The sequence below is a fragment of the Pseudomonas sp. NBRC 111143 genome (genome assembly GCF_001320965.1).
GTDB lineage: Bacteria > Pseudomonadota > Gammaproteobacteria > Pseudomonadales > Pseudomonadaceae > Aquipseudomonas > Aquipseudomonas machongensis.
This window is the reverse complement of the sequence record NZ_BCBT01000045.1, coordinates 35,945-56,542: the sequence shown is the minus strand read 5'-3', so window position 1 is coordinate 56,542 and position 20,598 is coordinate 35,945. Positions and strand designations below refer to the sequence as shown.

The window sequence follows — 20,598 nt, the reverse complement described above, 5'->3', positions numbered from 1 at the left end:
TGAACCGGCTACTGCGGTAGCCGGCCCATACGTTGTCTGGACCGTTGATAGCGATCTCTGTCACTTCCGGGTCATCCAACATGCCAGCAAGCGGACCCAGTTTTGTGCGAAAGGATGCAATCTCAGACATATCCGGTCCTCAGTTGATGAAGGTAACGCCGCCGCTTTCGGCGCGTTCGGCCTGCTTGGCGAATGCCTTGGTAAAGTCCAGGTCGCGCTGCAGATAAATCACGACACGCGAGCCATGCGGGACAGTCACGGTCGGCTGAATGTTGGCGTAGCGGCCCAAAATGGTCTGTGCCGAATCGGCGGCGGCTTCCTGTACTTCGCTGCGGTAGCGGGACGAGGAATTCTCCTGATCGCTCGACGAAACACCGCTGTTCGAGGCCCCGGCGCCGATGATCGATACCGCAGCCGCGACACCGAAAATCTGCGCCCAGTGGTTGTCGACCACGCCACCCTGGCCAGCGGTACCCAACTGGTCGGTACCGGCACTGTTGAGCGGGATTTCCATCGGAGGGCGCCCGTCCAGGCGCGGGATTCGCACAAAGTTCCAGATGGTAAACAAGCGCTCTTGGCCCGGCTTCAAGCTGGCGTTGTAGCTCCCACACACCAAGGAACCCCACGGGAGCATTACCCGGCGCCCTTCGGCGGCGTATACATCCTGTGCAATCGACGCGCAGATTTGACCAGGCAGTTGGCTTTGAGCGCGGGGCTGCAGGGTTGCCTCGATGACAGCCCCCTGCAGCACTTTGTATCCCAGGTTCTCCATCACACGGGCTTCGGTGAACGGCACGCTATCGCTGTAGGTAGACGCGGCGAAAGCATCGTTTGCATTCATCGGGCCTTGTGAAGAACGACCACCGCCACCCAGTAGAGAGCCACCGTTGGCCTGCTGGCCATCGGCGCCCTGCCCTGCCCCTTGGTCAAAACCTTCGTCTTTGGCCGTCGCGAAAATGGCCGAGCGCTGCCGTGCCGCGAGCATTTTCTCCCGCTCCAGTTGGGCCTGCATTTCCAGCTGCTGCCGGCGTCGTTCTTCATCGCTCACGGCGCCTTGCTGCTGCCGGTCAACGACCGAACGTGGCGTATCTGCCGGCGCGCCCGGCTCATTGCTCACCGGCGCGACCTTCGCAGCCTCCCGACGAGGTGGCGGATCCATCACTTTGCGCGGGCTGGCCGCGACCAGTTCTTCTTTTTTCAGCGTGTCTTTATTTTCGGTTTCGTCATCGCCATGGGTAACCATGTACGCGAAGCCACAGGCGACCACTGCGGCTACCGCAATGGCAATACCACTGCGCTTGCTGTTGCCTGCCTTGCCCTTGAGCATCGAGTTGGACTCGTTCCACTCGCGGATCTCTTCGTCACGGGTCTTTTCTTGAGGTTGAGTAGGTTCGGTGGCCATCTTTATGCCCCCCCGCCGTCACGGGCACCACGGGTTACGGTGCGCTTGTAGGGATTGGCCAGGTTTTCAACGCAGACGTAGGCATTACCACTGCGCAAGACGAACATGCTGGCCAGGCGCTTGACGACCATGTACTCACCTTCACGGCGAGCATCGACCATCGCCTCGGTACCATCCGGCAGTACGCGGTAGAACTGCGGCAGATCGGCGCCTTTCTTGATCAGGAACTTGGTGAACTGACCGTCGTCCATCACGCCCTGCACGCCGATGGCTTCCTTGTCCCCCGAGTAGCCGTAATTGATGTTCGGCGATGCCGGAGTGCCCGAGCTGGTGACCGGGGTACTGCCAGCAGGGGTTTCCCCCTCGGGGTTGTACGAGGTGATGCGAGCGTTCGGGTAAACGAATCGCACCAGGTACGACTGGCCCGACTTGACCTTGGTGCTGTTCAGCTGGAAGTAGTAGGTACGCTTGGAGGTGATCACCGTCATGTTGGTGTCGGCGTTGTCTTCTACCGGCTTGAGAAACACACGGTTGCGAAATGGCATGCTCTGCCAGGCGATGGTGTCGCCCAGGGCCACGACCTTCACCATTTCATCAGCTTCAAACTCGATGGAAGTCTGGTAGCCATAAGTGCCCACCAACTCATAAACCTGGTTGGGATCGTACGGCACTTGTTTTACGCGATTATCACTGGAAAGCGGCTTCGGCAACTTTGCGGCATGGGTGCTAAATGCGCAAAGAGACAAACTCAAAGCAATAGCAGTCGGCAAAACAAACTGTTTTTTCATGATTAGTTTCCTTGTCAGTTCAGCGAATTACCGGCGGCTCAGTTCTTCGCTCTTGCGATACACAGTGGCCAGCGTGCCAAAAGGGTTTTCCCAGCGATCCCCAAGGGCACGGGGTACCAAAGTATGCGCAATCTTGATGGTTGCAAGGTAACGACGTTCAACCGGTTCCTTGTCACCCCATTTATGGGTAATTGACTTGAAGGAAACTTGGTATTCATCGCCAACTTTATTCATCAAGTACGGCTGCCCTTCGATCCAATCGTTTTCACCCAGCAGAACATAGGGGTTCTGCGGGTTTTCCGGGTTGGTGACTTCCTCATACTCCCGGGCAACTTGCTGCGTCTGGTAGGTATGGCAGGTATCGGACAACTGCTGCTTACGTTTGGGGTCAAAGGTTTCACATGCGCGGATCATGTCGAATAGGGTTTTCTCGATGATCGCTTGTTCCTGATCAACGTTGTCCTGGTCGATGACGCGCTGTTTCAGGACCTCGCCGTCAGCTCCTAGTACCGTGACGACCGGAATGTAGGTCTTGGAATTCGCCAAGCTTGCCACGGCGAATCCAAGGCCCAAGATCACAGCTGCCTGCACCCCCTGGAAAAACAGCGAACGGTTACGCTCTTGGCGAGTCTTGTTGCCCTCGACTTCACGCTTACGACGGGCTTTTTCAGCCTTATCAAATTGCTTGTCTTGTTTGTCCATTATTTACGAACCCCTAAAGTACGCAGTGCCATCAGCACCAGCGATGAACCACCAACAGCCGCGCCCGATGACAATGCTGCTGCCCAACCGCGCACCTGCAGCATGCAAATGATCATGACACCCTCAACAATCACCAACTGGCCCCATTGCTGCGCAGTGATCAGGGCGGCATCTGTAACAGTTGCCGTTGCGGCCACTTCTTTGATTGCATCCCCGAACACGGAATAACCAAAACGGACAACAGCAATCGACAGGATGTAGATCAATGAGAAGTTCAGCATCTTGCTAAACCAGTTCATTGCCCACTGGCGCACCGCATCAAAGAAGATAAAGCCAATCATGATCGGTAGTATCGCCATGACGATTGCTGCACCAAACTTGGCAATCAGCATGTTCAGCACAGCCGCGATAAACAGGATGCAGTTCAGCACAAACAGGCCGGTCCCCATCAAGATCATCGCTGCCTGCCGCCAGCTGACATTCATCAGCGTACTGGCGACCTTGCCAATATCGACGTAAAGCGCATCGAGCATGGAGTTCGTGCTTACGCCGCCGCTCATGATCTTTGACGCGATACTTTCGGTCCAAGCGCCCCAGGCCTGATAAAGAACCGTCCCGCCTGCGGACCAGTTCAGGCAGGTAAACACCAGGGCGGTCAACATGGCCCGCTTGACGATATCCCAGCCTTTGACTGAAACATGGCCGTTGTACATCTGCAGACCCAAAGCGACCCAGTAGCCCACCGCCAGAGTCCATACCAGCGGCTCTACCATGCTGGCCAGGTTGGGGAAGACCTCACTGACAAAGGAAGTGGTTACTTCATCAGTGGCCCCAACCAGGCCTTGTAACGTCAGCTGCGCCATGGATTCCCGGCCCCGTATACGGTCTTGAAGTGGGAGATCACTTCGGGCGACCGGAAGTCCTCAGCACTCAAGGCAGCTCCGGTTTGGGCCTTGATCTCCTGCGCGGTTTTGTCGATGCAGCCTTTCACCAGACCGCCGTTGTACGACGGGTTTTGCATGTAGATCTCGGCAAAGCAGGTGCCAGGGAACCAGCCTGCTACATCGTCTTTGGTTGCTTTCAGCAAAGGATTGCCGGTTTGCACCTCGACTACCGGCGCCGCTTCGTCCTCCGGCGTAGAGCTGAAATTGATGTTGGTGACATTGACGTAGATGATCGACGCCGCCGCAAAGCCGACCACGCCCACGCAGATGATGTTGGTCAGGGTGAAGAACTTACGCATTGCGGGACTCCTTGTGCTGGATGACAAATGGGGTGAATTCACAGGCGCATGGCGACTTGTCGATGGTGCCGCTGTTGGTAACGCAACCCGAGGCGGCAGACACCAGCACCAGGACCAGCAGGAACTTGCCAAGCTTCCAGGTCAGCCAGAGCGGCCCCCAAGCCGGGAAGGTGATTACCTTGAGGATCAGCCAGAGCGCATTCATAGGGTTCTCCTTTCTCGCATGCGAGAATCAGTTTTCGTCTTTCCAGCGGAAGAACTGTTCGTTCTGTGCCGTAGCCTGGTTTTCCTGGTTGGCCAGGTTCGCTTGCAGGTTCATGTTCAGGGCCTGCAGCTTCGATTGGGCCGAGGTCAACATGCCGTTTTCAGTGGCGATGCGGTTCTGCAGGTCGGCAGCATCCTTGGCGTTGGTCGTCAGGTCCACTTGCTGGGACAGGGTGGCCAAGTTGTTCAGATGGACCTGCACTTCGCTGTAAAGCGCATCACCTGCGGACAGCGCAGCCACAACCGAGTTAGAACTGAGCTGGTAGTCCTTGGCACGATTGCTTTCCGGTGCGGTGAACAGCTCCTGCGGCAACGTGTTGATCAACTGCTCGTAGTAGCTCTGCTTGCTTCCGTAAGCGCCGCTGTTCTGCCGAGACACCACCTCTTGCCAAGAGCCAGGTACGACCGAGGCCGAGTTAATCGACTCGTTCAGGCCAATCGCGCCACGACCGTAAGCACCCTGCAGGTTGTTCAGGATGTTGCCCTGCGTCTCGTACTGGTCTTTCAGCGTCTGGTACTGCTGCTGCAGCACAGCCAGGTTCTGCGCCAGAGCCGCCCAGGTGCCGGCGTCACCAGTCGGCACACCGACTGCGTGCGCTTGGCCACTAATGGCCATGGATACGGCGACTGCCAAGCCGAGTTTCTTGATAGTTGTCATCATCGAACCGCCTTCAAGTTGTGGGTGTTTTTGGCCTTGGCTTCCTGCATGAACACAGGTACCCAGACCGCTGGATCGTCGGTGCCAAGGCGCTCGATGATCTGATCCATCAGGGCGACACCAACGTCATTCGAGGACAGGACCGGGATAAAGTCGGACAGGTCCTCATCAGGGTTATCCGACGAGAGATCGAAACAAGCCCGCACCGATTCCCGACCACGACGGATCAAGAATTTGTGTTCCTTCGGGTTGAGCTTGCGTAGCCATTCCCGCTCGGCCACCGTCAGGTTTTCATGGTCTTCATCTTTCACCTGGTCGCTGGCCAGGTAGATCTTGGTGACGGTCTGCTTATCGATGGAGTCCGTTTCGCTGCGGAAATACTTGGCATCCGGCGTCACGAAGATAATCAGCCCGTTCTTACGGCGGATCTGCATGATGAAGTTGTCGATTTTCTTGCGCCAAAACTCGTTCTTGACCAGGTTCTGGCCTTCTTCCAGCACCAGGATGAACGGGCGGCCATTCATGGCCTGCTCGATCCGATGCAGCGGGTAGCTCATCACGACAGGCAGCTCGGGACGGGCTTCCCCCCCCTTGAGCAGCTCCATCATTTCAAAGCAGTAGTGCCGCGCTTGCGAGAAGTCGATGGAGTCCTCGGCATTGTCGAACACACCCGCATTAGCGCCGGTAACACCTTTGGCGCCATGCCAGATGGCCATAATGTCGGCCAGCTCGCCCTGGCCGTAGGTCCAGACCACATTACGCAGGCGGCGATCAGCAAGCGGCAGACCGTAGTTCTCCTCCACTGCTGCCTTGAACCGGGTAATGTCTTCGGCACTGGTCGGCGTCGAGGCGTAGCACTCGCGCATCTGTACTTGCCAATCAACCAGGTACGCACGGTTCTCCGGCGTATCGGGCAGCTTGAGCGGGTTCCAGCGCATGTTGCTGTGCGGGGAAAGTGTGGTGTGAACGCCGCCCATAGCCTTCATGAACACCTTTGCCCCAAAGCGGTTGTCGAACCAGAACACCAGCGGCTCAGCCTTGTCTGCCTCGGAAACCAGCAGGGTCAGCAGCGTGGTTTTACCCATGCCGGTATCAGCCGCCATGCCTAAGTGGCCCGCTACCATGCCTTCCATTTCACGGTGGAAATTGAAGTTGTATTGCGTGTAGCTCTCCGTCTCAAAGGCGGTGATCGCAGGCCCCCACAGGTTGCCATCGCGACGGCCCCGGGCGTAGTTGTGCAAGGATGCAAACCCGGCGAAGTTGCTGGACTTGATCTTGCCGCGTCGACCGATCAGCGCTTCTTTCTGGCCCGGTAGTTGCGACCAGAAGAAGGTTTCCAGAGCGAACCATTCACGCACTGGCTTGACCAGCATTTCAACGAAGCAACCTTCCACCAGGCCAACCGCATGATCCAGGCGCTTGCGGTTGATCTCCCGGTTTGCCTCGGTAGTCATCGGCAGCGATGGCACATGCACGAAAATGGTCAGGTGATGCGCACCATTGACCGCATTGCCACGGCGGAGGTCGCTGATACCTTGTTTCAGTTCCTTCTGGTCGTCCTCAGAAATGTTGTGCTTGTCGTCCACGGTCATGCGACGGGTTTCATCCAGCATCCCCTGCTCAGCCTCAATCCGGTTCTGGAAGGTGAACGACTGGGTGATGATGAACTCCACCGGCTGCTGCAGGAACTTGTCGAGCATGCGCGACGGTGTACGGCGCGGCCATTCGCCCATGCTTAGCATCGCGCCGATTTTCGACTCGGTGCTGCCACGGATCTCGCACATGTTGGCCAGGACCCGGAAATTCAGCCGGGCGTATGGCAGCGACTCTCTGATCAGCAGGTCCGATACGGGCACCTTGCGGTTGTCGAGGTTGATCAGGTAGTTGAAGAAACTGCTCAGCTCGCAGAATTCCTCACCCAGGAAGTCATGCACGGCTTCCGCTTCGTAGACTTCGTGATCACCAACCGTTGCCTTGAAGTCATGCCACTGCAGCTGGAAACGCTGCACGGCGTTGAACGCAGTTTCACGATCAATACGGCCCATACGCGGCTCAGGATGACGCTGCACCCGTAGCCGGCGAGTACCGTAGTCAGCCAGGCTACGCAGCACCAGGTTGGAGGCCTTGTAGAGCGAGTCGGCCATCGCATCCAGCGATTCCGCTTCATTCTTAGTGGCCTCGGTACCGGTCATCAGCGCGATAGCCCGATCCATCAGACCTGGCATACCCGCACGAAAACGCCTTCTTACCAACGAAATGTAGATGTCGTTGATGTAGAAACCACGGCTCTCGTAGCGCTGGCGAAGACGCTTGTTGAACTGCTGGGAGAACCAGGTACCGCCTACGCCATCAGGAAAGTCGGTCACCTTGCGGCGCACGAACGTGACGTAGACAGTCAGGTCACTGCTTGCGATGGTGCGGAACACAGTGTTGCGCTGCTGCTCGAAGCGCTTGATCTGCTCGGCGGAAAGCGAGTCGAACAAGAGGCCGTCCACTTTGATGACTTGAACCAGCGCTTCCTCGCTGGTGATAACGGTTTCGTCATCGTAGTGAACGTCATACGGCACCATTGCGCTCACCAGCATTTCATCATCATCCAATGCCGCAGCTTCTGGATGCTGAACGCCAAGCGAAAGATCCATATTTCGCGTCAGCTTTTTGAATGCTTTATCAACGAGGCGCATAACTGCGATACCCCCAAAGTTTGCGTAACCGCGATGCCTTCAAGTTACTTGCTGCCTGTAGAACTCCGAATAGATATACGTCTTTACTGCATATCCAATACGAAATGACAAACAAGACTGGGATAAGACCCAACGGGTACAGTGATCGAATCAACAGTGCTAACAGCACGGGTGCTATCAGACTTATAAGAATGCTCGACAATGTGAATGGTCCGACCATTGAAGGCCGGGCCATTGCCAATACGAGCACTTCACCTTCTTCAAGGTCGTCGTACTCGGCCATCGCTTACCTCACTTCAGTGCGGTTTGCGCACCGGTTTTGATGGTATCGACCAGGTTTGGCGAGAAGAACACCAGGAACACGCCGGCAACAGCCCAGCCGAACTGGCCCCACGACATGCGCCCCGACTTGGCCTGGAAGCCGCAGAACGCAATGGCTGCGATGCCCAGGTAGTAGCCGATATCAAAGATGAGGAAGGACACTACGTCCTTGGCCAGGTTTTTCAGGCCGCTGAAATCCATTGCCGCGTTGGCGATTTCAGGGAGGATTGCGAAGGAGAACAGCGACCCCAACACTGCGATCTTGGTGGCCTTGGCCATCCAGTCATCGCGCATCAATGCCTTGTGCGATGGAGTCTTTTGCGAGAGAACTTGTTTCAGAGTTGCAGTGGCTTTGTCCTTGAGCCAGGTCCGCCAGGTTTGTTTGTCGTTGATACCTACGTTGCGTTGAGTTTTGCGAGCAGAGAGTTGCATACCATTGCCTCTTTGATCATGACGGGGAACCCCCGTACGTTACGGTTATTGCCTTATTAGGATTGTTAGGGCAGGTATCCTTTATGAAGTCGATAGCAGTATCGGCATTCTTAAATAACCGTGTTTTCCCTAACGAGGTTACTACGTTGAAGCGTTGTCCCGTTGAAGGGCTCTCAATGATTAATTCCCATTTCCGACCGTCGCTATCCTGCCTTTCATTAAGGATCACTCGGTAATCCGGCTGGGCGACGGCGAAAACCGCCAGATCTTTCTTCTCTAGGCTCTGCATCTCTTCCCCTGGGCAGCTCTTGGCCAAATACAGGGGCGATACTGGAGTCCTCTTCGATTTTGTTCTAGATCCCACCTCGCATTTCTTCCCTCTTTCGAGTTTTGATCCATGAAATCCGTGTTTCGTGGTTTAAGATATGCCTTTCATTTCACGAAATCAAGGTTTCACTGTGAGAAATATCGGATCCATCACATTCGGCGACGAACGGCCAAGCCCCTGGCTAACGCCTGGTAAGGGTGTGATTTGAATAGGTCTTTGATTTGAAAAGGAAATATCCATATTTCTGGCATCTGCAATGCACGGACGCCGGCTTCGTGCCGGGTAACAAGGTGTTTCGGGGATGAGACACCTCGCGCAGAAGACAACGAGAAATAGGTTTTGCTCAGATTGCCCGACGAACGGTCTAGGACGAGCTTTGGAGGGTGGTCAGGTGGCAGCTGGGAGCCGCCCCGAACTGCCACCCTGGCCAACAGGATCTGTACGCAAGGAAACCATCCCGTACGACACATGTTGACGTGCGCGCAGTGTAGCAACTCCCTTCCCTACCTTTCTCGCATGCGAGAAAGCCACAGCGCTGATCCGTGACCCTTATCAATTTCCCGCATGCGAGAAAATCTAGTAAACCCTTTTTAGGGGTTGACTATGGGGTTTACTGATGCAAGCATGATCCCACGTTCAATCCACTGCTCCACCGGAGATCATAGGAAGGTCACCATGAAACGCACTGCCGTTGCGAACCAAAAGGGTGGCGTTGGCAAAACCACCCTTGAAGCCCACCTGGCCTGCTATGCAGCAGAACAAGGTAAACGTGTGCTTGTACTCGACCTGGACGAAAGCGACCTGTCGCAGTTCTTCCCCCCTATCGAGGATGGCGACGATACGCCCTACCTCATGGCCAGTCAGCTTTTCACTGACGAGCACGCCGGCTTCGTCCCCCGCCAGGTTGCGCCCAACATCTGGCTTATCGAGGCCGACGTAGCGCTGCTGGATGTGGATGATATGGAGCTGGACGTTGTAACCAATCTCGCCAAGGCTCTGGACCGCTTCAATGACGAGTTCGACCTTTGCTTGATCGATACTCCGCCGAACCTGCAGCGCCGCATGATTGCCGCCCTAGCGGCTTCTGATTCAGTTGTCACTCCGTTCAACATCAGCGCATTCACCCTGGCTCGCATGCCGAAGCTGATGGCCACAATTGAAACTGTGCAGGATCAATACAACCCGGGCCTGCGTTTCCTAGGTTTCTTGCCGAACCTCATCAATAGCCGCTCAAGCGAAGAACTGGAGATCTTGCCGAGCCTTCGCGAGGAACACGGCGAGGCCATGTTCAACGAACAAATCACCCACCGCCCCTGCATCAACAAATCTCTGGCAGCCGGCAACCCTGTGTGGCGTAAAGCTCGCAGCGGGAGTCAGCGGGATGCGGGTAAAGAAATGAAACGGGCCTGCGCAGCGGTGCTTAGCAAGGTCTTTGCGGAGTGAGGATTGAATCATGACGGAGAAGAAAAACTCCTTTGGTCGTGCAGTTGCGGCGACGGCCAAAAAGCTTTCTGACTTTCAAAAGCGCCCGGCCAATGAAGGTGCGCTGATTGAAAAGGTCAACCCTGGCGAAATCGAGTGTGTGAAGCAGATCCGTAGCCAAGACAACCCAGGATTCTCTGACGAATCGCTACGGGAACTGGCGGACGACATTCTGGTAAACGGCCAGATCGAACCCTGCGTAATACGACCGCACCCAAACCCTGAGTCAGGCTTCAAGTACCTGATGGTTGCCGGTGAACGCCGTTATAGGGCGTGCATCATTGCGGGTGTGCTGGTCGAAGTGACGGTGAAAGACCTTACCGATGCTCAAGCGAAGCGCATTCAGCGGTCCGAAAACGTTCACAGCGAAAACCTCACTCAGCTGGAACTGGCACTTGCCCTGCAGGAAGACAAGGACAGGCTCGGCACCCTGGAGAAGGTCGCTGCTGAATGGTCCAAAGGGATCAACTGGGTGGCTGAACGCCTTTCCTATCTGGTGAACGTCACCAAGGAAGGCGCAGGCCGCGAGGCGGTCGCTCGTGGCATCACTGCGGATATCTCGACGGTCAACGATATCAGCCGCCTCGATAAACTGGACCCGCAAGCTGCTGCGGATCTATTGGAGCGCGCAGAGGGCAATGAAGACCTGAATCTCCGCCAGGAGGTCCGCACCACATTGCGCAACACCAAAGCCCTCCGCGTACATAACGGCGGATCCAAGAAAGGATCCGAAAAAGGCGCACCGGGGAACTCGACCCAGCAAACCCTGCTCGATGACCAGTTGGGCAAACTGCGCGAGGCAAACGCTGTGCTTTCAGCACAGGTGGAAACGCTCACCTCGGAAAACACCTACCTCAAGGCCGAGTTGGAGAAAGCCCGTGCGCAGCTGGCCGAGCGATGGAAAGGCTCTGAATGACCGCCCGGCATCCTGACCAGGACCTGCGGATCCCCCGAGAGGAATTCGAGCGGATCCGCACCAAGTCGAAAATGCACTCACGCAGCCTCGACGTAGCCTTCGAGATCCTGGTCGAAGGCAAGGGCCTTGTCGCGGTCGCCAATGCGCACGGACTTACCAAGCAGCGCGCCTTGGCCATCCGCGACAAGATCTATTCCAGTTACCTGACACAGACCCCGGAGGGCTGGCGGTGCGCGCAGATCTGCGCACCTGCCGAAATGATTGATCGCTTCGTGCTGGAGGCCGACGCCGAACGGCTTCGGTACTGGCAGACACATTCCATGACCACCAAGGACGTTGAACCATGACCACCCCAACCGATAAGGATCTCGCCCAGCTGCTGCAGCCATTGCAGGAAAGCTTGGCGGGTATCAACCGTTCACTGCGTACGTTGGCCGATACCCGGCTGCTCGAAATCTTCGGCCCTGAGCTGTCAGACCGAAAGAAATGGACTGAGCAGTTGAAGCACGCGCACCAAGAGGATGACCAGGCGCTGTTTGATCTGCGTCAGGCCGGAGAACAGGGCCGATACCCAGGCGGATATGACCAATGGGTCAAAGACTTCGGCGAGGAAGAAGCCAAGAAGCTGGCAGCACCCGTGGTAAGCGCTTTGGAACATCGAAAAGTTACCTCGGCAGAACTGGCCGAGTTGGAAGCCGCTCAACCTCTCTTGGCGCGGTTGTATCGCGAATTCAGCAAACTGCAAGGCTGATCCAGGTCCCTGGAGTGACGAATGGACCGGTCCCTAAAGTGACGAATTGACTGACATTGCGCCCACGGGCTAGGCGGCTGGCCAGGCGCCCAACCCTCGCATTCGTCACTTCGGGGACCGGGAAACTATATCGTCACAAATGGGTATACCCCATATGGCACAGATATGCCCTGCCCTACCCCTTCGGCGCAGAAACAAAAAAAACACCCATTCTGATACACTGATTTGAGTACACCCATACTGATACGGTATCCCCAATGTTCATCCGCGCTTACCTACGAGCTTCGACCGATGATCAAGACGCTAGCCGCGCCCGTGATCAGCTGGAAGCATTCGTCGCCGGCTTCGGCCTCGCCATTGCAGCCAGTTACATGGAGAACGCCAGCGGCTCGCATGCCAACCGACCCGAGCTGATCCGGCTATTGAAAGATTCAAGGCGGGGCGATGTGTTGCTGGTGGAGAGTATCGATCGACTATCGCGCATGGGTGATCAGGATTGGCGGGAACTCAAGGGCGCGATAGACCAGCGAGGTTTGCGTATCGTCGCCATCGATCTGCCGACCAGCCATCAGGGCATGACATTGCCCACCAACGATGAATTCACAGATCGCATGCTGTCGGCCATCAACTACATGATGATCGACATGATGGCGGCAATTGCCCGTAAGGACTATCAGCAGCGCCGGGAGCGACAGCACCAGGGCATCGTCAAAGCAAAGGCGGCAGGTGTGTACAAGGGCCGGCCCGTGGACGAGGATCTGCGTAAGCGTGTGCGCGAGCTGCTGGGTGCCAACCTCGGGATCCGCGCCACGGCCCGCCATGCCAACTGTTCAACCACAACTGTCATGCGTATTCGTGACGAGCTTTCAGTCGAGCCGGTCGGGAATGGTTGACTAGCGCAGGCGAAGCCGGAGTCTGTCAGCCATTCACGACTGGCCGCCGCCGGCCAGGCGACTTTGAGGCCCTAACAGCCAATGCAAATGGAGCAAGCGTTAGGAGATCATAAGAACCACGACTACAAGCCCTTGTAATACGCGGCCTGCAGGGCAGCACCTCGCTCATAGTATGCACGAACCTCCGATCATGATCCGTGAGCGACCATCGCTCACTATCTATGACCTACCCCTAGCTCATTATCCGTGAGCTAGGTTAGCTCACCGTATGAGCTACCCCCCCTCCATGAGCTACCCCTAGCTCATTGGTGAGAGATATCGCACAAGATTTGAGAGATAACGTGCAAGTATGAGCTACCCATCGCTCACCATATGAGCTAGGGTATGCGTGACTCATGAACGATATCTGACAAATTTGCTCGATATCGATCAAGCAACAGCACTGTAGGAGGCCCAATGGCCAGTGACAATAACGAGATCCGCGCCTATGCGCAGCCTGCCCAGCGCGGCACTTGGGTGCAGACTGAACGCGCTGGCCACGAAGCATGGGCCGCGTTGACAGCGCAGGCGCCCCGCGCCGCCCAGTTGATGCACATCCTGGTGCAGCACATGGACAAGCAAGGCGCGCTCATTATCAGCCAGGCCACGCTGGCCAAACTGATGGAAACATCGGTGGCCACCACAAAACGCGCTATCGCCATTCTGACCAAGCACAACTGGATCCAGACCATCAGCGTAGGTGGCCAACGGGGTGGCACGCTCGCTTATGTGGTGAACAGCCGCATCGCTTGGGCCGACAAGCGGGACAATCTGCAGTACGCCCTATTCAACGCACGGGTGCTGGTTTCGACAGAGGACCAGGCCGATTTGGGCGATGCCAAGCTCAAGCAGCTGCCAACGATGGAAGACGGCGACATTCAATTGCCTGCAGGCCCTGGCATGGACCCACCCGCCCAGGAATCGCTGGACGGCATGTTGCCTGATATGCCGTCGATTCCACACAGCAACAGCTAACCGCGATCATCATTCAGGGAGATTCACGATGCCACAGCCAAGCAACAGGACTTTCGAAGAACAGGAGCTGCACGCCAAGGCCCAATGCTTCGACTGGAACAGCGATTACCCACATGGCGCCTTGGTCAGCTACGAAGAACTGTATGGCCAGGGTGAAACGCACCGCGACGAAACGCGAGGCAAAGCGTGGGTGATGTGTGGCCAAGCCGTGATTTTTGTTGCCGGTTTGTCCGGTGCGGTATCGCTCGACCACTGCACCGTCGTTGCGGCCCTGGAGGCCAAGCAAGAACCGGCAGCTGGGGAAGTCGATCATGTCTGACGAGCGCTATGCACAGCTGCAGCGGACGCTGATCGAATCCGCCAAGCAGCACCTGGTCGAGCTGACCGGTGCCTTGGCGCTGCCCAACGGCGTGGACCGCAATGAGGGTGTTTCTTCGGCCTGGTGGCAACTGACCGCCCTCACCCAGCTGACCAACTTCGACAGCGGACTGGACGAGGCGACCAAGCATGAACTGCGTGCCATCGATCAGTTAGCCATCCAGGCGACAACTCAGCCGGTAGACAAGGCACTGGTGGCCAGCGAGGCAGACAGTGAAATTGCAGCTGCGTTGGCTGATCCCACCAGCTCGCACTGGTTTAGGCACAGCTTGCAGCAAGCGTTACCGCGTGATCCGGTGGATGCGGTCAATGATGCCGAGTGGCTTTTCGAGTTGTTGAACAAGCGCTGCGTGGCCCAGCTGCAGGACGATCCTGCACCGCCAATGAACATGGCGTTTCGTACGGCTGATGGTCGCACCACGCAGATCGACATTGCACAGGCTACGCCAGTCATCGAGCTTGGCGACTTCAAGGCCTGATTTAGCCAGGCCCCAAAAAGACGAAACCCGCAGCACGGCAATGCTTGCGGGTTTCTAGGTTTTTGCGAAGGAGCAAAAATCCACCTGCTCATTGTACATCGAGCACGGGAGATTTCACAGCGACACGGAGGAAGCAGCTATGGCAGATCAACGGTATGCGGTAAGCATCGGGCTTGGCGAAAAGGCCGAGCAGTATTCGGAGGCTTACCAGACCCAGCCAAGCTATGCGGTGCAGTGGAAAGGCGTGCTGCAGAAGGCACACGGCCATGCCCTGGTCCGCTGCCTGTGCCCAGGCAAAGGCACGCGGAGGTTGGCCGTACGGCACAGGTCAGATAAGGATTCTTTCCACCTATCCCGCTATCCCCACACCGGCGCCGAGCATGCGCTTGATTGCCTGTACTACTCGCCCGACCCCGACAAGTCGGGCTTAGGCGCCTACAGCAAAGGCGTGGTCGAGGAAACCAAGGACGGTGACCTCAAGGTCAAACTCACCCTATCGCTGCGCAAGAAGGATCCGGCAGAAGTTCAGCCGATGGAGGGCACCGCCCCTGCCCCATCAAGCGGAAAGCCCACGAAGCCGGCGATGACCTTGGGTGGCCTGCTGCATCTGCTATGGAGCGAAGCGGGCCTCAATCAGTGGGTGCCAGGCATGGCCGGCAAGCGCGGCCTCGGGCTGATTCACAGTCGGCTGCAGCAAGCTGCCGACCGCATGCTGGCTTCGCGCATGAGGATTGGCGATGCCCTGGTCATTGCGACGAACTCAGCTGGCCAGCAGGCCGACGCCAACAGCCTCAAGGTGGCCAGCGCAATGAGGAACAGCCGCCGCTTGGTCGTCATTGCCCCGCTGGCCGGCTACTCCGAGGAACGCGAGCAGACCATGGACCGGTACATCACCATCACCGGCTTCAACGGCATTCCGCGTCTGTTCACTGACGGCGATCTTTGGCAGAGAACCGCCCGGAGCTACGAGGCTGCGTTGCGCGGTTGGCGTGAAGGGCGGCGCGTCATCGCTATTGTTCAGACCGATCAGCCCACCTCAGCCAGCAAAGCCCAAGCGCTCAACGTCGCCCTGATGGTCGTCAGTGATGAATGGATCCCCATTGAATCTGGCTACGAGGGTGTGATCGAGGCGCTGTTGCGCGAGCAAGGGCGCCGGTTCATCAAGCCCATGCGTTTCGATGCTGGGCAGGAGCAGGTCTTTCCCGATTTCTGGCTGATGGACGTCGGCGCCGGCAGAGAGGTGCCGATGGAAGTGTATGGCCGTCAGGATCCGAAGTACCTGGCCCGCAAGCAGGTCAAGTGCGCCTACTACGCCCAGCACTACGGGCCGACCGGGTGGTGGTCTTGGGATGCCAGTTCAGACCCGCGTGGCCTGAACATTCCAGCCTTCCCACCAGCTCGGCATCCGTAGCATGGCGACCGTCGACTGGGAGCTTGTGGGGCAAGCCCGGTGGTACGACTGCAAACTGGGCAAGCTCAAGGATGTTGAGCTTGCCCGTTTGATCGGGTCCACCCCGCACAGGATCCGGCGCCGCCGTGAGCAACTTGGGATTGCGCCCTGGTCGGTCGGCCAGATGATAGAACCCTACAAGAATCTGCTGGGATTTGCCCCCGACAGTGCAATCGCTGCGCGTTGTGGCGTCACCAACAAAAGTGTCAAAGCCTACCGCGAGTCGCTGGGCATTCTGCCGGTGTTCCGGCCCGCACCCCGCAAACAGGTGTTGCCGCTCAGTCATGACCTGCGGCCCTACAAATCGCTCTTTGGCTATGTCAGTGACCAGGAGATTGCCCGGTTGGCCAGCGTCGATCTGGCCATGGTTCAGGAAGTCCGCGAAGGACTGGGCTTTGAACCTGTGCAACCAATACCTGGTGACAGCCCCCCTACTCCCATTCCCGACTACCACGGCCCCTGGTTGGGTTATGAGTCACTGTTGGCGACCATGACCCCGACTGAAATTTGCCGGCAGGTTGGCGTGCCGTACCCAGTGATTGTGCAGCGCTGCGCTTTCTTGGGTATTCAACCCTATAAGCGTGTGTCTGTAGCGTCCCGCTACGACCACCTGTTAGGGAAGGTGCCAGATGCGTTGGTGGCCAAGCTTGCCGGAGTATCCCGTGCGAGCATTGGCGTACGCCGCAAGCGGCTGGCCAGCCGCAAAAGCTGATTCTCGCACGCGAGAATTACCGGCATTGTACCTTCCACAGCTGGTCCCAGCTGGTCATGTAACTGGGGCTTAGCAATGCTCGCCGCATGCCCCAATCCGGCGTCAGCGGGACAGCGGCAGTCCGCAAACAGTCGTGGCCCCATCGGCGGTTGATCTTGTCCATGGTAGCCATCAGAGCGTCCGAGCGCTCGGGTTGGCTCGGGCTGAACAGGTCCTGCGTGTACTCCCCCCGCTTGCGCAGATCCATCAGCAGCACCTCGGCCTTGCTGTAAGCAAAGCCGGGCCGATAGATCTCCCCTACCGCCTGCAGCGCGTATTTGGTCAGCTGCCGAACGTCATCCGTTGGGTATGCGGGTATGCAGGAGGCCGCGTTGGCGTACTTCGGCCCGTCGCCATGGAATGAAGTCTGGATGCCGATGCGCAGGGCACCGCACAGCGAGCGCTGCCGGCGCAGCTTCTCCGCGGCGCGGTGAATGTAGGTCGCCAGCGCCTCCTGCAGGCCCTGGAGCGTATGCACACGCTGGCCAAACATCCTGCTTGAGCAGATCGATTGCTTGGCAGGCGTGGACTGTTCAAGGTCCATGCAGGATTCGCCCTGCAGCTCCCTGATGGTCCGTTCAAGCACAACGCTGTACTTGCGGCCCATCGCTCGCGCTTCGGCCTGCGACAGCTCCCAGGCCGTGCTTATTCCGTCGCGGGCCAGGTTGTCACGCATACGGCGACCGATCCCCCACACTTCATCAACCGGCATTCGCCGGAGCAGCCATTCGACCGCCTCGGGCTTGCGCAGGTCGACCACGCCGCCTGTTTTCTCTCGCCACACTTTCGAGGCGTGCTGCGCCGCCTTTGCCAGGGTCTTCGTGTGGCCGATGCCTACTCCTACCGGTAGGGCAGTCCACTGCAGCACTCGGGCTTGAATCGCCCGGCCTACATCAATGATCGGCTCAGGTAGCCCGTCGAGTCGCACGAACAGTTCGTCAATCGAATACCGTTCCCAGTCCGGTACCAGGGATTCGATGGCCACACCCACGCGATGACTCAGCTCGCCATACAAGGTGTAATTGCTGCTGAAAACGGCGACGCCGTTCTGCTCCAAGAAGACGCGCACCTTGAAGTAGGGGTCCCCCATCTTCAACCCAAGGGCTTTCGCCTCGTTCGTACGAGCCACGATGCAACCGTCCGAGTTGCTCAAAACAACGACTGGGCGTTGCCGCAGCTCCGGTCTGAAAATGCGCTCACAGCTGCAGTAGAACGAGTTCACATCCACCAGGCCGAAGACGGGCCGAGGTTCACTGTGCATGCTGCGTGAGATCCCAAGTCACGACCCCGAACACCTCGATGGTGCCGTACTCGCTGGGCGCGATGCTCTTGTACGCGGGGTTAGCCGATTCAAGAATCCAGCCTGCCGGCGACCTGGCCAGCCGCTTCACCAGCGGCTGGTTGTCGACGTAGGCCAGCACGATATGCCCAGCGCTGGGCGTGATCGAGCGGTCGACCACCAGGCGGCTCCCGTCGAAGATGCCGGCATCGCGCATGCTGTCGCCTTCTACCTGGACGATCCAGACATGCGGGGCGCGGATGTTCATCAGTTCATCCAGGGAAAGTGGTGGCTCGTAATAGTCAGCTGCTGGACTCGGAAAGCCGCCTGCAGCACAGCCGGCAAGCACCTGCAGCAGCTGATCGGAAGCCGCGAGGGGGAGGGGAGTAAGCGCGTTCATAAGGCACCGTGAATTACTGTATCCATATACAGTAATTCAGGTCGAGCGATGCGGCTAGAGCCGCTGGTATAAAAGGCTCAGCCCGCACCAGCGAAGGTATAGTCGTTCTCGGTCATGGTGTTCGTGCAAACCTGGTAACGAACTGCCTATGATAGGCGCTGCTACGCACCGAACGCCGAATTCACCGGCGAAGTCGGCGGCGAATTTCGGGCACAAAAAAACCGCCTGGACGGGCGGTTCGTTTGTGCGAATCGAATGGACGTTCGTTTCGCGGTTCGCTGATAGCGTCAACAAGGCCGATAGTAAATACAGTGGTACTGGTTGCGCAATAGCCGAACAGCGACCGGCGCAATGATCAAAATTGATCATCGGAAGATTCACCGAAGCGCCGAGTAAAGCGATCATCATTTTGGCTAACGCAATTTTTTTGGGAGTTTGAGCGAATATGCCCAGTTTATCAGCCTGTTGCCGCCACCTAGCGGCATTGCTGGGCATCGTCAAGCCCCCGTCGTCATTCGGAAAAATAAACTTCACAAACGCGTAAAAAGGCTTTTTTCGGTCATGGTTTTTGCGGTATGAAGTAGAGCACCGGGCGGCTTGCTGCCTTGGGGGGCCTTTCCACCGCGTCTGGACAACGCGCCGGGAATGGAGAGGGCCGATGAACACTCTGGTTCGCTGATAGCGTCAACACCCTTACGGGGCTGATCAGTGAAACCGTTGCACTGTCCGGTAAGTGCGGCGGGCCAGGGACCTACCTTTTTGGGGGTTCTATGAAAACGCTAAAGCGTCTCATAGAGGTGGTCAACGTGGCTGATTTCCTGGCCAAGCTGACAAACGTGTACAGGGCCTGGCTCTGGATTCGTGACCACCTTGATTGATTAGTAACACAGCTGTAGGCCCCGCTACTCGATGGCGGGGCTTTTTTTTGCCCGCTGGGGGGCCGATGCCGGCGAGCGAGCCGGATCACAGGCAAAAGAAAACCCGCGTTGGCCAGGCCGCAGCGGGTTCCTCCGTCAGTCAGGTGTTAGCCGTTCCAACTATCGCGGATCCACTCAACCAGGAGCTTTGCAACAACCTGGATGGTGAGATCTTTAAGGAATTTATGCATTCCAAGGACCCTCACGGTGCGGGCCTCTGTCTCTATCGCAGCTTTTCCGGAACACAGGCCGACGACGAGATAGCAAGTCAGATGATCTCTGCGAGACGCGGGCGGGGCTGATGTTAACCAGGGATCAAATCCGCGCGGATTCCTAGGCCCGCGTCCCCAGCAGTGTTTTGAATCTTTAGAACGGGGGCACCCCACCCGGTACAAACATGCCACAAACGACTGCCCGCGATATTACCGGCTCCGCTGTCGCTGTGCCATCACAAAAGGGGGCTGACCAGGCTTTTTTTGGGCGAAAAAAAACCGCCGTAGGAGGGCGGTTTTCTTCGGCATCGCGGTTAGGAGCCGCTTTGCCAGGTCTCGCAAAGATCATCTGACTGGGTTAATAGTCGCAAGAGTTGACAGGTATGGCAACTATTTTTTGAGCAATCCACCAGTAAACGCTGGGGGAAACGAGCCAGCGCGCCACGGGCGTGCCCCCATCCGGGGGGCGGCTGTCGTGAACCAAGCCCCGGCCAGAAGCACGCCGGGTCTTGGCCCTTCGGGCTTCCATCCTCACGCCTCCGGCCTTCGGCCTGCGCGCTCCGCTTGCCGGTCGTTCCATGGCAACCACTGCGGCTAGCTCAGCAACCATCGGTAGGAAGCGGACGCCCCAATGGCCTATCCGCCACCAGGCCTTGCCTGCAAGGGGCTTTCGCGGCATATCCTCGCTCGCTGCGCTCCCTGCGGTATTCCACGGTCCCCTTGCACGCGGCCTGGCTCTGGATAGTCCGGGCTTACCGCGTCCTACCGAAGGCTGCCGAGCAGATCCACCCAGCGGTGGCGCGCTTCCATTCCCAAAGAGCAGGGCGGCATCCGCTTCGCGGCTGCTGCTTTGA

Annotated in this window: 22 protein-coding genes; 10 read left to right on the top strand and 12 right to left on the bottom strand. The window is 57.6% G+C overall.

The window, feature by feature from the left end; translation table 11 throughout:
• Positions 1 to 139: 139 nt before the first annotated feature.
• From APH44_RS21400 to APH44_RS21360, 10 genes are read right to left on the bottom strand one after another with little or no spacing between them, the layout of a single operon-like run.
• Positions 140 to 1,402: a TrbI/VirB10 family protein gene (locus APH44_RS21400; protein ID WP_028691939.1), complete on the bottom strand. Its 1,263-nt coding sequence runs from the start codon at positions 1,400 to 1,402 to the stop codon at positions 140 to 142.
• 2 nt (positions 1,403 to 1,404) lie between these two features.
• Entirely contained in the window at positions 1,405 to 2,190 is a 786-nt protein-coding gene (locus APH44_RS21395) for a TrbG/VirB9 family P-type conjugative transfer protein (RefSeq protein ID WP_028691938.1), read from the bottom strand.
• A gap of 27 nt (positions 2,191 to 2,217) precedes the next feature.
• The gene (locus tag APH44_RS21390; protein ID WP_028691937.1) at positions 2,218 to 2,892 is read right to left on the bottom strand and encodes a type IV secretion system protein; all 675 of its coding nucleotides are present in this window, start codon (positions 2,890 to 2,892) and stop codon (positions 2,218 to 2,220) included.
• Positions 2,892 to 3,755: a type IV secretion system protein gene (locus tag APH44_RS21385; protein WP_028691936.1), complete on the bottom strand. Its 864-nt coding sequence runs from the start codon at positions 3,753 to 3,755 to the stop codon at positions 2,892 to 2,894. The genes APH44_RS21390 and APH44_RS21385 overlap by 1 nt, the downstream gene beginning before the upstream one ends.
• Positions 3,743 to 4,135 carry a hypothetical protein gene (locus APH44_RS21380; protein WP_028691935.1) on the bottom strand — a complete coding sequence of 131 codons (393 nt, stop codon included), beginning with the start codon at positions 4,133 to 4,135 and terminating at the stop codon, positions 3,743 to 3,745. Before APH44_RS21380 ends, APH44_RS21385 begins: the two co-directional genes overlap by 13 nt.
• Positions 4,128 to 4,340, bottom strand: coding sequence for a hypothetical protein (locus tag APH44_RS21375; protein WP_028691934.1), 213 nt, complete (start codon positions 4,338 to 4,340; stop codon positions 4,128 to 4,130). The genes APH44_RS21380 and APH44_RS21375 overlap by 8 nt, the downstream gene beginning before the upstream one ends.
• Before the next feature lie 27 nt (positions 4,341 to 4,367).
• Complete coding sequence (locus APH44_RS21370) at positions 4,368 to 5,060, bottom strand: type IV secretion system protein (RefSeq protein ID WP_036986392.1); 693 nt, start codon at positions 5,058 to 5,060, stop codon at positions 4,368 to 4,370.
• On the bottom strand, positions 5,057 to 7,741 hold the full coding sequence (locus APH44_RS21365) for a type VI secretion protein (RefSeq protein ID WP_054890149.1): 2,685 nt from the start codon (positions 7,739 to 7,741) through the stop codon (positions 5,057 to 5,059). Before APH44_RS21365 ends, APH44_RS21370 begins: the two co-directional genes overlap by 4 nt.
• A complete protein-coding gene (locus APH44_RS30750; protein WP_011005967.1) occupies positions 7,728 to 8,024 on the bottom strand; it encodes a VirB3 family type IV secretion system protein in 297 nt (98 codons plus the stop codon). Before APH44_RS30750 ends, APH44_RS21365 begins: the two co-directional genes overlap by 14 nt.
• An 8-nt stretch (positions 8,025 to 8,032) precedes the next feature.
• Positions 8,033 to 8,494, bottom strand: a complete 462-nt coding sequence (locus tag APH44_RS21360; RefSeq protein ID WP_047710201.1) for a TrbC/VirB2 family protein — start codon at positions 8,492 to 8,494, stop codon at positions 8,033 to 8,035.
• Between the two features lie 1,003 nt (positions 8,495 to 9,497).
• On the opposite strand from APH44_RS21360, the gene APH44_RS21355 reads away from it, so the two are divergent.
• The 10 genes from APH44_RS21355 (at position 9,498) to APH44_RS21310 (ending at position 16,897) form a co-directional block, all read left to right on the top strand.
• On the top strand, positions 9,498 to 10,265 hold the full coding sequence (locus APH44_RS21355) for a ParA family protein (RefSeq protein ID WP_028691931.1): 768 nt from the start codon (positions 9,498 to 9,500) through the stop codon (positions 10,263 to 10,265).
• A gap of 10 nt (positions 10,266 to 10,275) precedes the next feature.
• Entirely contained in the window at positions 10,276 to 11,220 is a 945-nt protein-coding gene (locus APH44_RS21350) for a ParB/RepB/Spo0J family partition protein (RefSeq protein WP_028691930.1), read from the top strand.
• Positions 11,217 to 11,567 (top strand): TrfB-related DNA-binding protein, encoded by a 351-nt coding sequence (locus APH44_RS21345; protein ID WP_028691929.1) that lies wholly within the window; start codon positions 11,217 to 11,219, stop codon positions 11,565 to 11,567. Before APH44_RS21350 ends, APH44_RS21345 begins: the two co-directional genes overlap by 4 nt.
• Positions 11,564 to 11,971, top strand: a complete 408-nt coding sequence (locus tag APH44_RS21340) for a hypothetical protein (protein ID WP_028691928.1) — start codon at positions 11,564 to 11,566, stop codon at positions 11,969 to 11,971. Before APH44_RS21345 ends, APH44_RS21340 begins: the two co-directional genes overlap by 4 nt.
• Before the next feature lie 257 nt (positions 11,972 to 12,228).
• Positions 12,229 to 12,864, top strand: a complete 636-nt coding sequence (locus APH44_RS21335; protein ID WP_028691927.1) for a recombinase family protein — start codon at positions 12,229 to 12,231, stop codon at positions 12,862 to 12,864.
• Between the two features lie 456 nt (positions 12,865 to 13,320).
• Positions 13,321 to 13,878: a helix-turn-helix domain-containing protein gene (locus APH44_RS21330; RefSeq protein ID WP_051555726.1), complete on the top strand. Its 558-nt coding sequence runs from the start codon at positions 13,321 to 13,323 to the stop codon at positions 13,876 to 13,878.
• 28 nt (positions 13,879 to 13,906) lie between these two features.
• Positions 13,907 to 14,197, top strand: coding sequence for a hypothetical protein (locus APH44_RS21325; protein ID WP_051555725.1), 291 nt, complete (start codon positions 13,907 to 13,909; stop codon positions 14,195 to 14,197).
• On the top strand, positions 14,190 to 14,735 hold the full coding sequence (locus tag APH44_RS21320; RefSeq protein ID WP_036986388.1) for a hypothetical protein: 546 nt from the start codon (positions 14,190 to 14,192) through the stop codon (positions 14,733 to 14,735). Before APH44_RS21325 ends, APH44_RS21320 begins: the two co-directional genes overlap by 8 nt.
• 139 nt (positions 14,736 to 14,874) lie before the next feature.
• The gene (locus tag APH44_RS21315) at positions 14,875 to 16,146 is read left to right on the top strand and encodes a DUF1173 family protein (protein ID WP_028691925.1); all 1,272 of its coding nucleotides are present in this window, start codon (positions 14,875 to 14,877) and stop codon (positions 16,144 to 16,146) included.
• Position 16,147: 1 nt separating this feature from the next.
• On the top strand, positions 16,148 to 16,897 hold the full coding sequence (locus tag APH44_RS21310) for a hypothetical protein (protein ID WP_226342966.1): 750 nt from the start codon (positions 16,148 to 16,150) through the stop codon (positions 16,895 to 16,897).
• 16 nt (positions 16,898 to 16,913) lie between these two features.
• Here the strand turns inward: APH44_RS21310 and APH44_RS21305 are convergent, their stop codons facing one another.
• Both APH44_RS21305 and APH44_RS21300 read right to left on the bottom strand, forming a co-directional pair.
• Complete coding sequence (locus APH44_RS21305; protein WP_054894418.1) at positions 16,914 to 18,197, bottom strand: Y-family DNA polymerase; 1,284 nt, start codon at positions 18,195 to 18,197, stop codon at positions 16,914 to 16,916.
• A complete protein-coding gene (locus tag APH44_RS21300; protein WP_028691923.1) occupies positions 18,187 to 18,615 on the bottom strand; it encodes a LexA family transcriptional regulator in 429 nt (142 codons plus the stop codon). The genes APH44_RS21305 and APH44_RS21300 overlap by 11 nt, the downstream gene beginning before the upstream one ends.
• Positions 18,616 to 20,598: the final 1,983 nt, after the last annotated feature.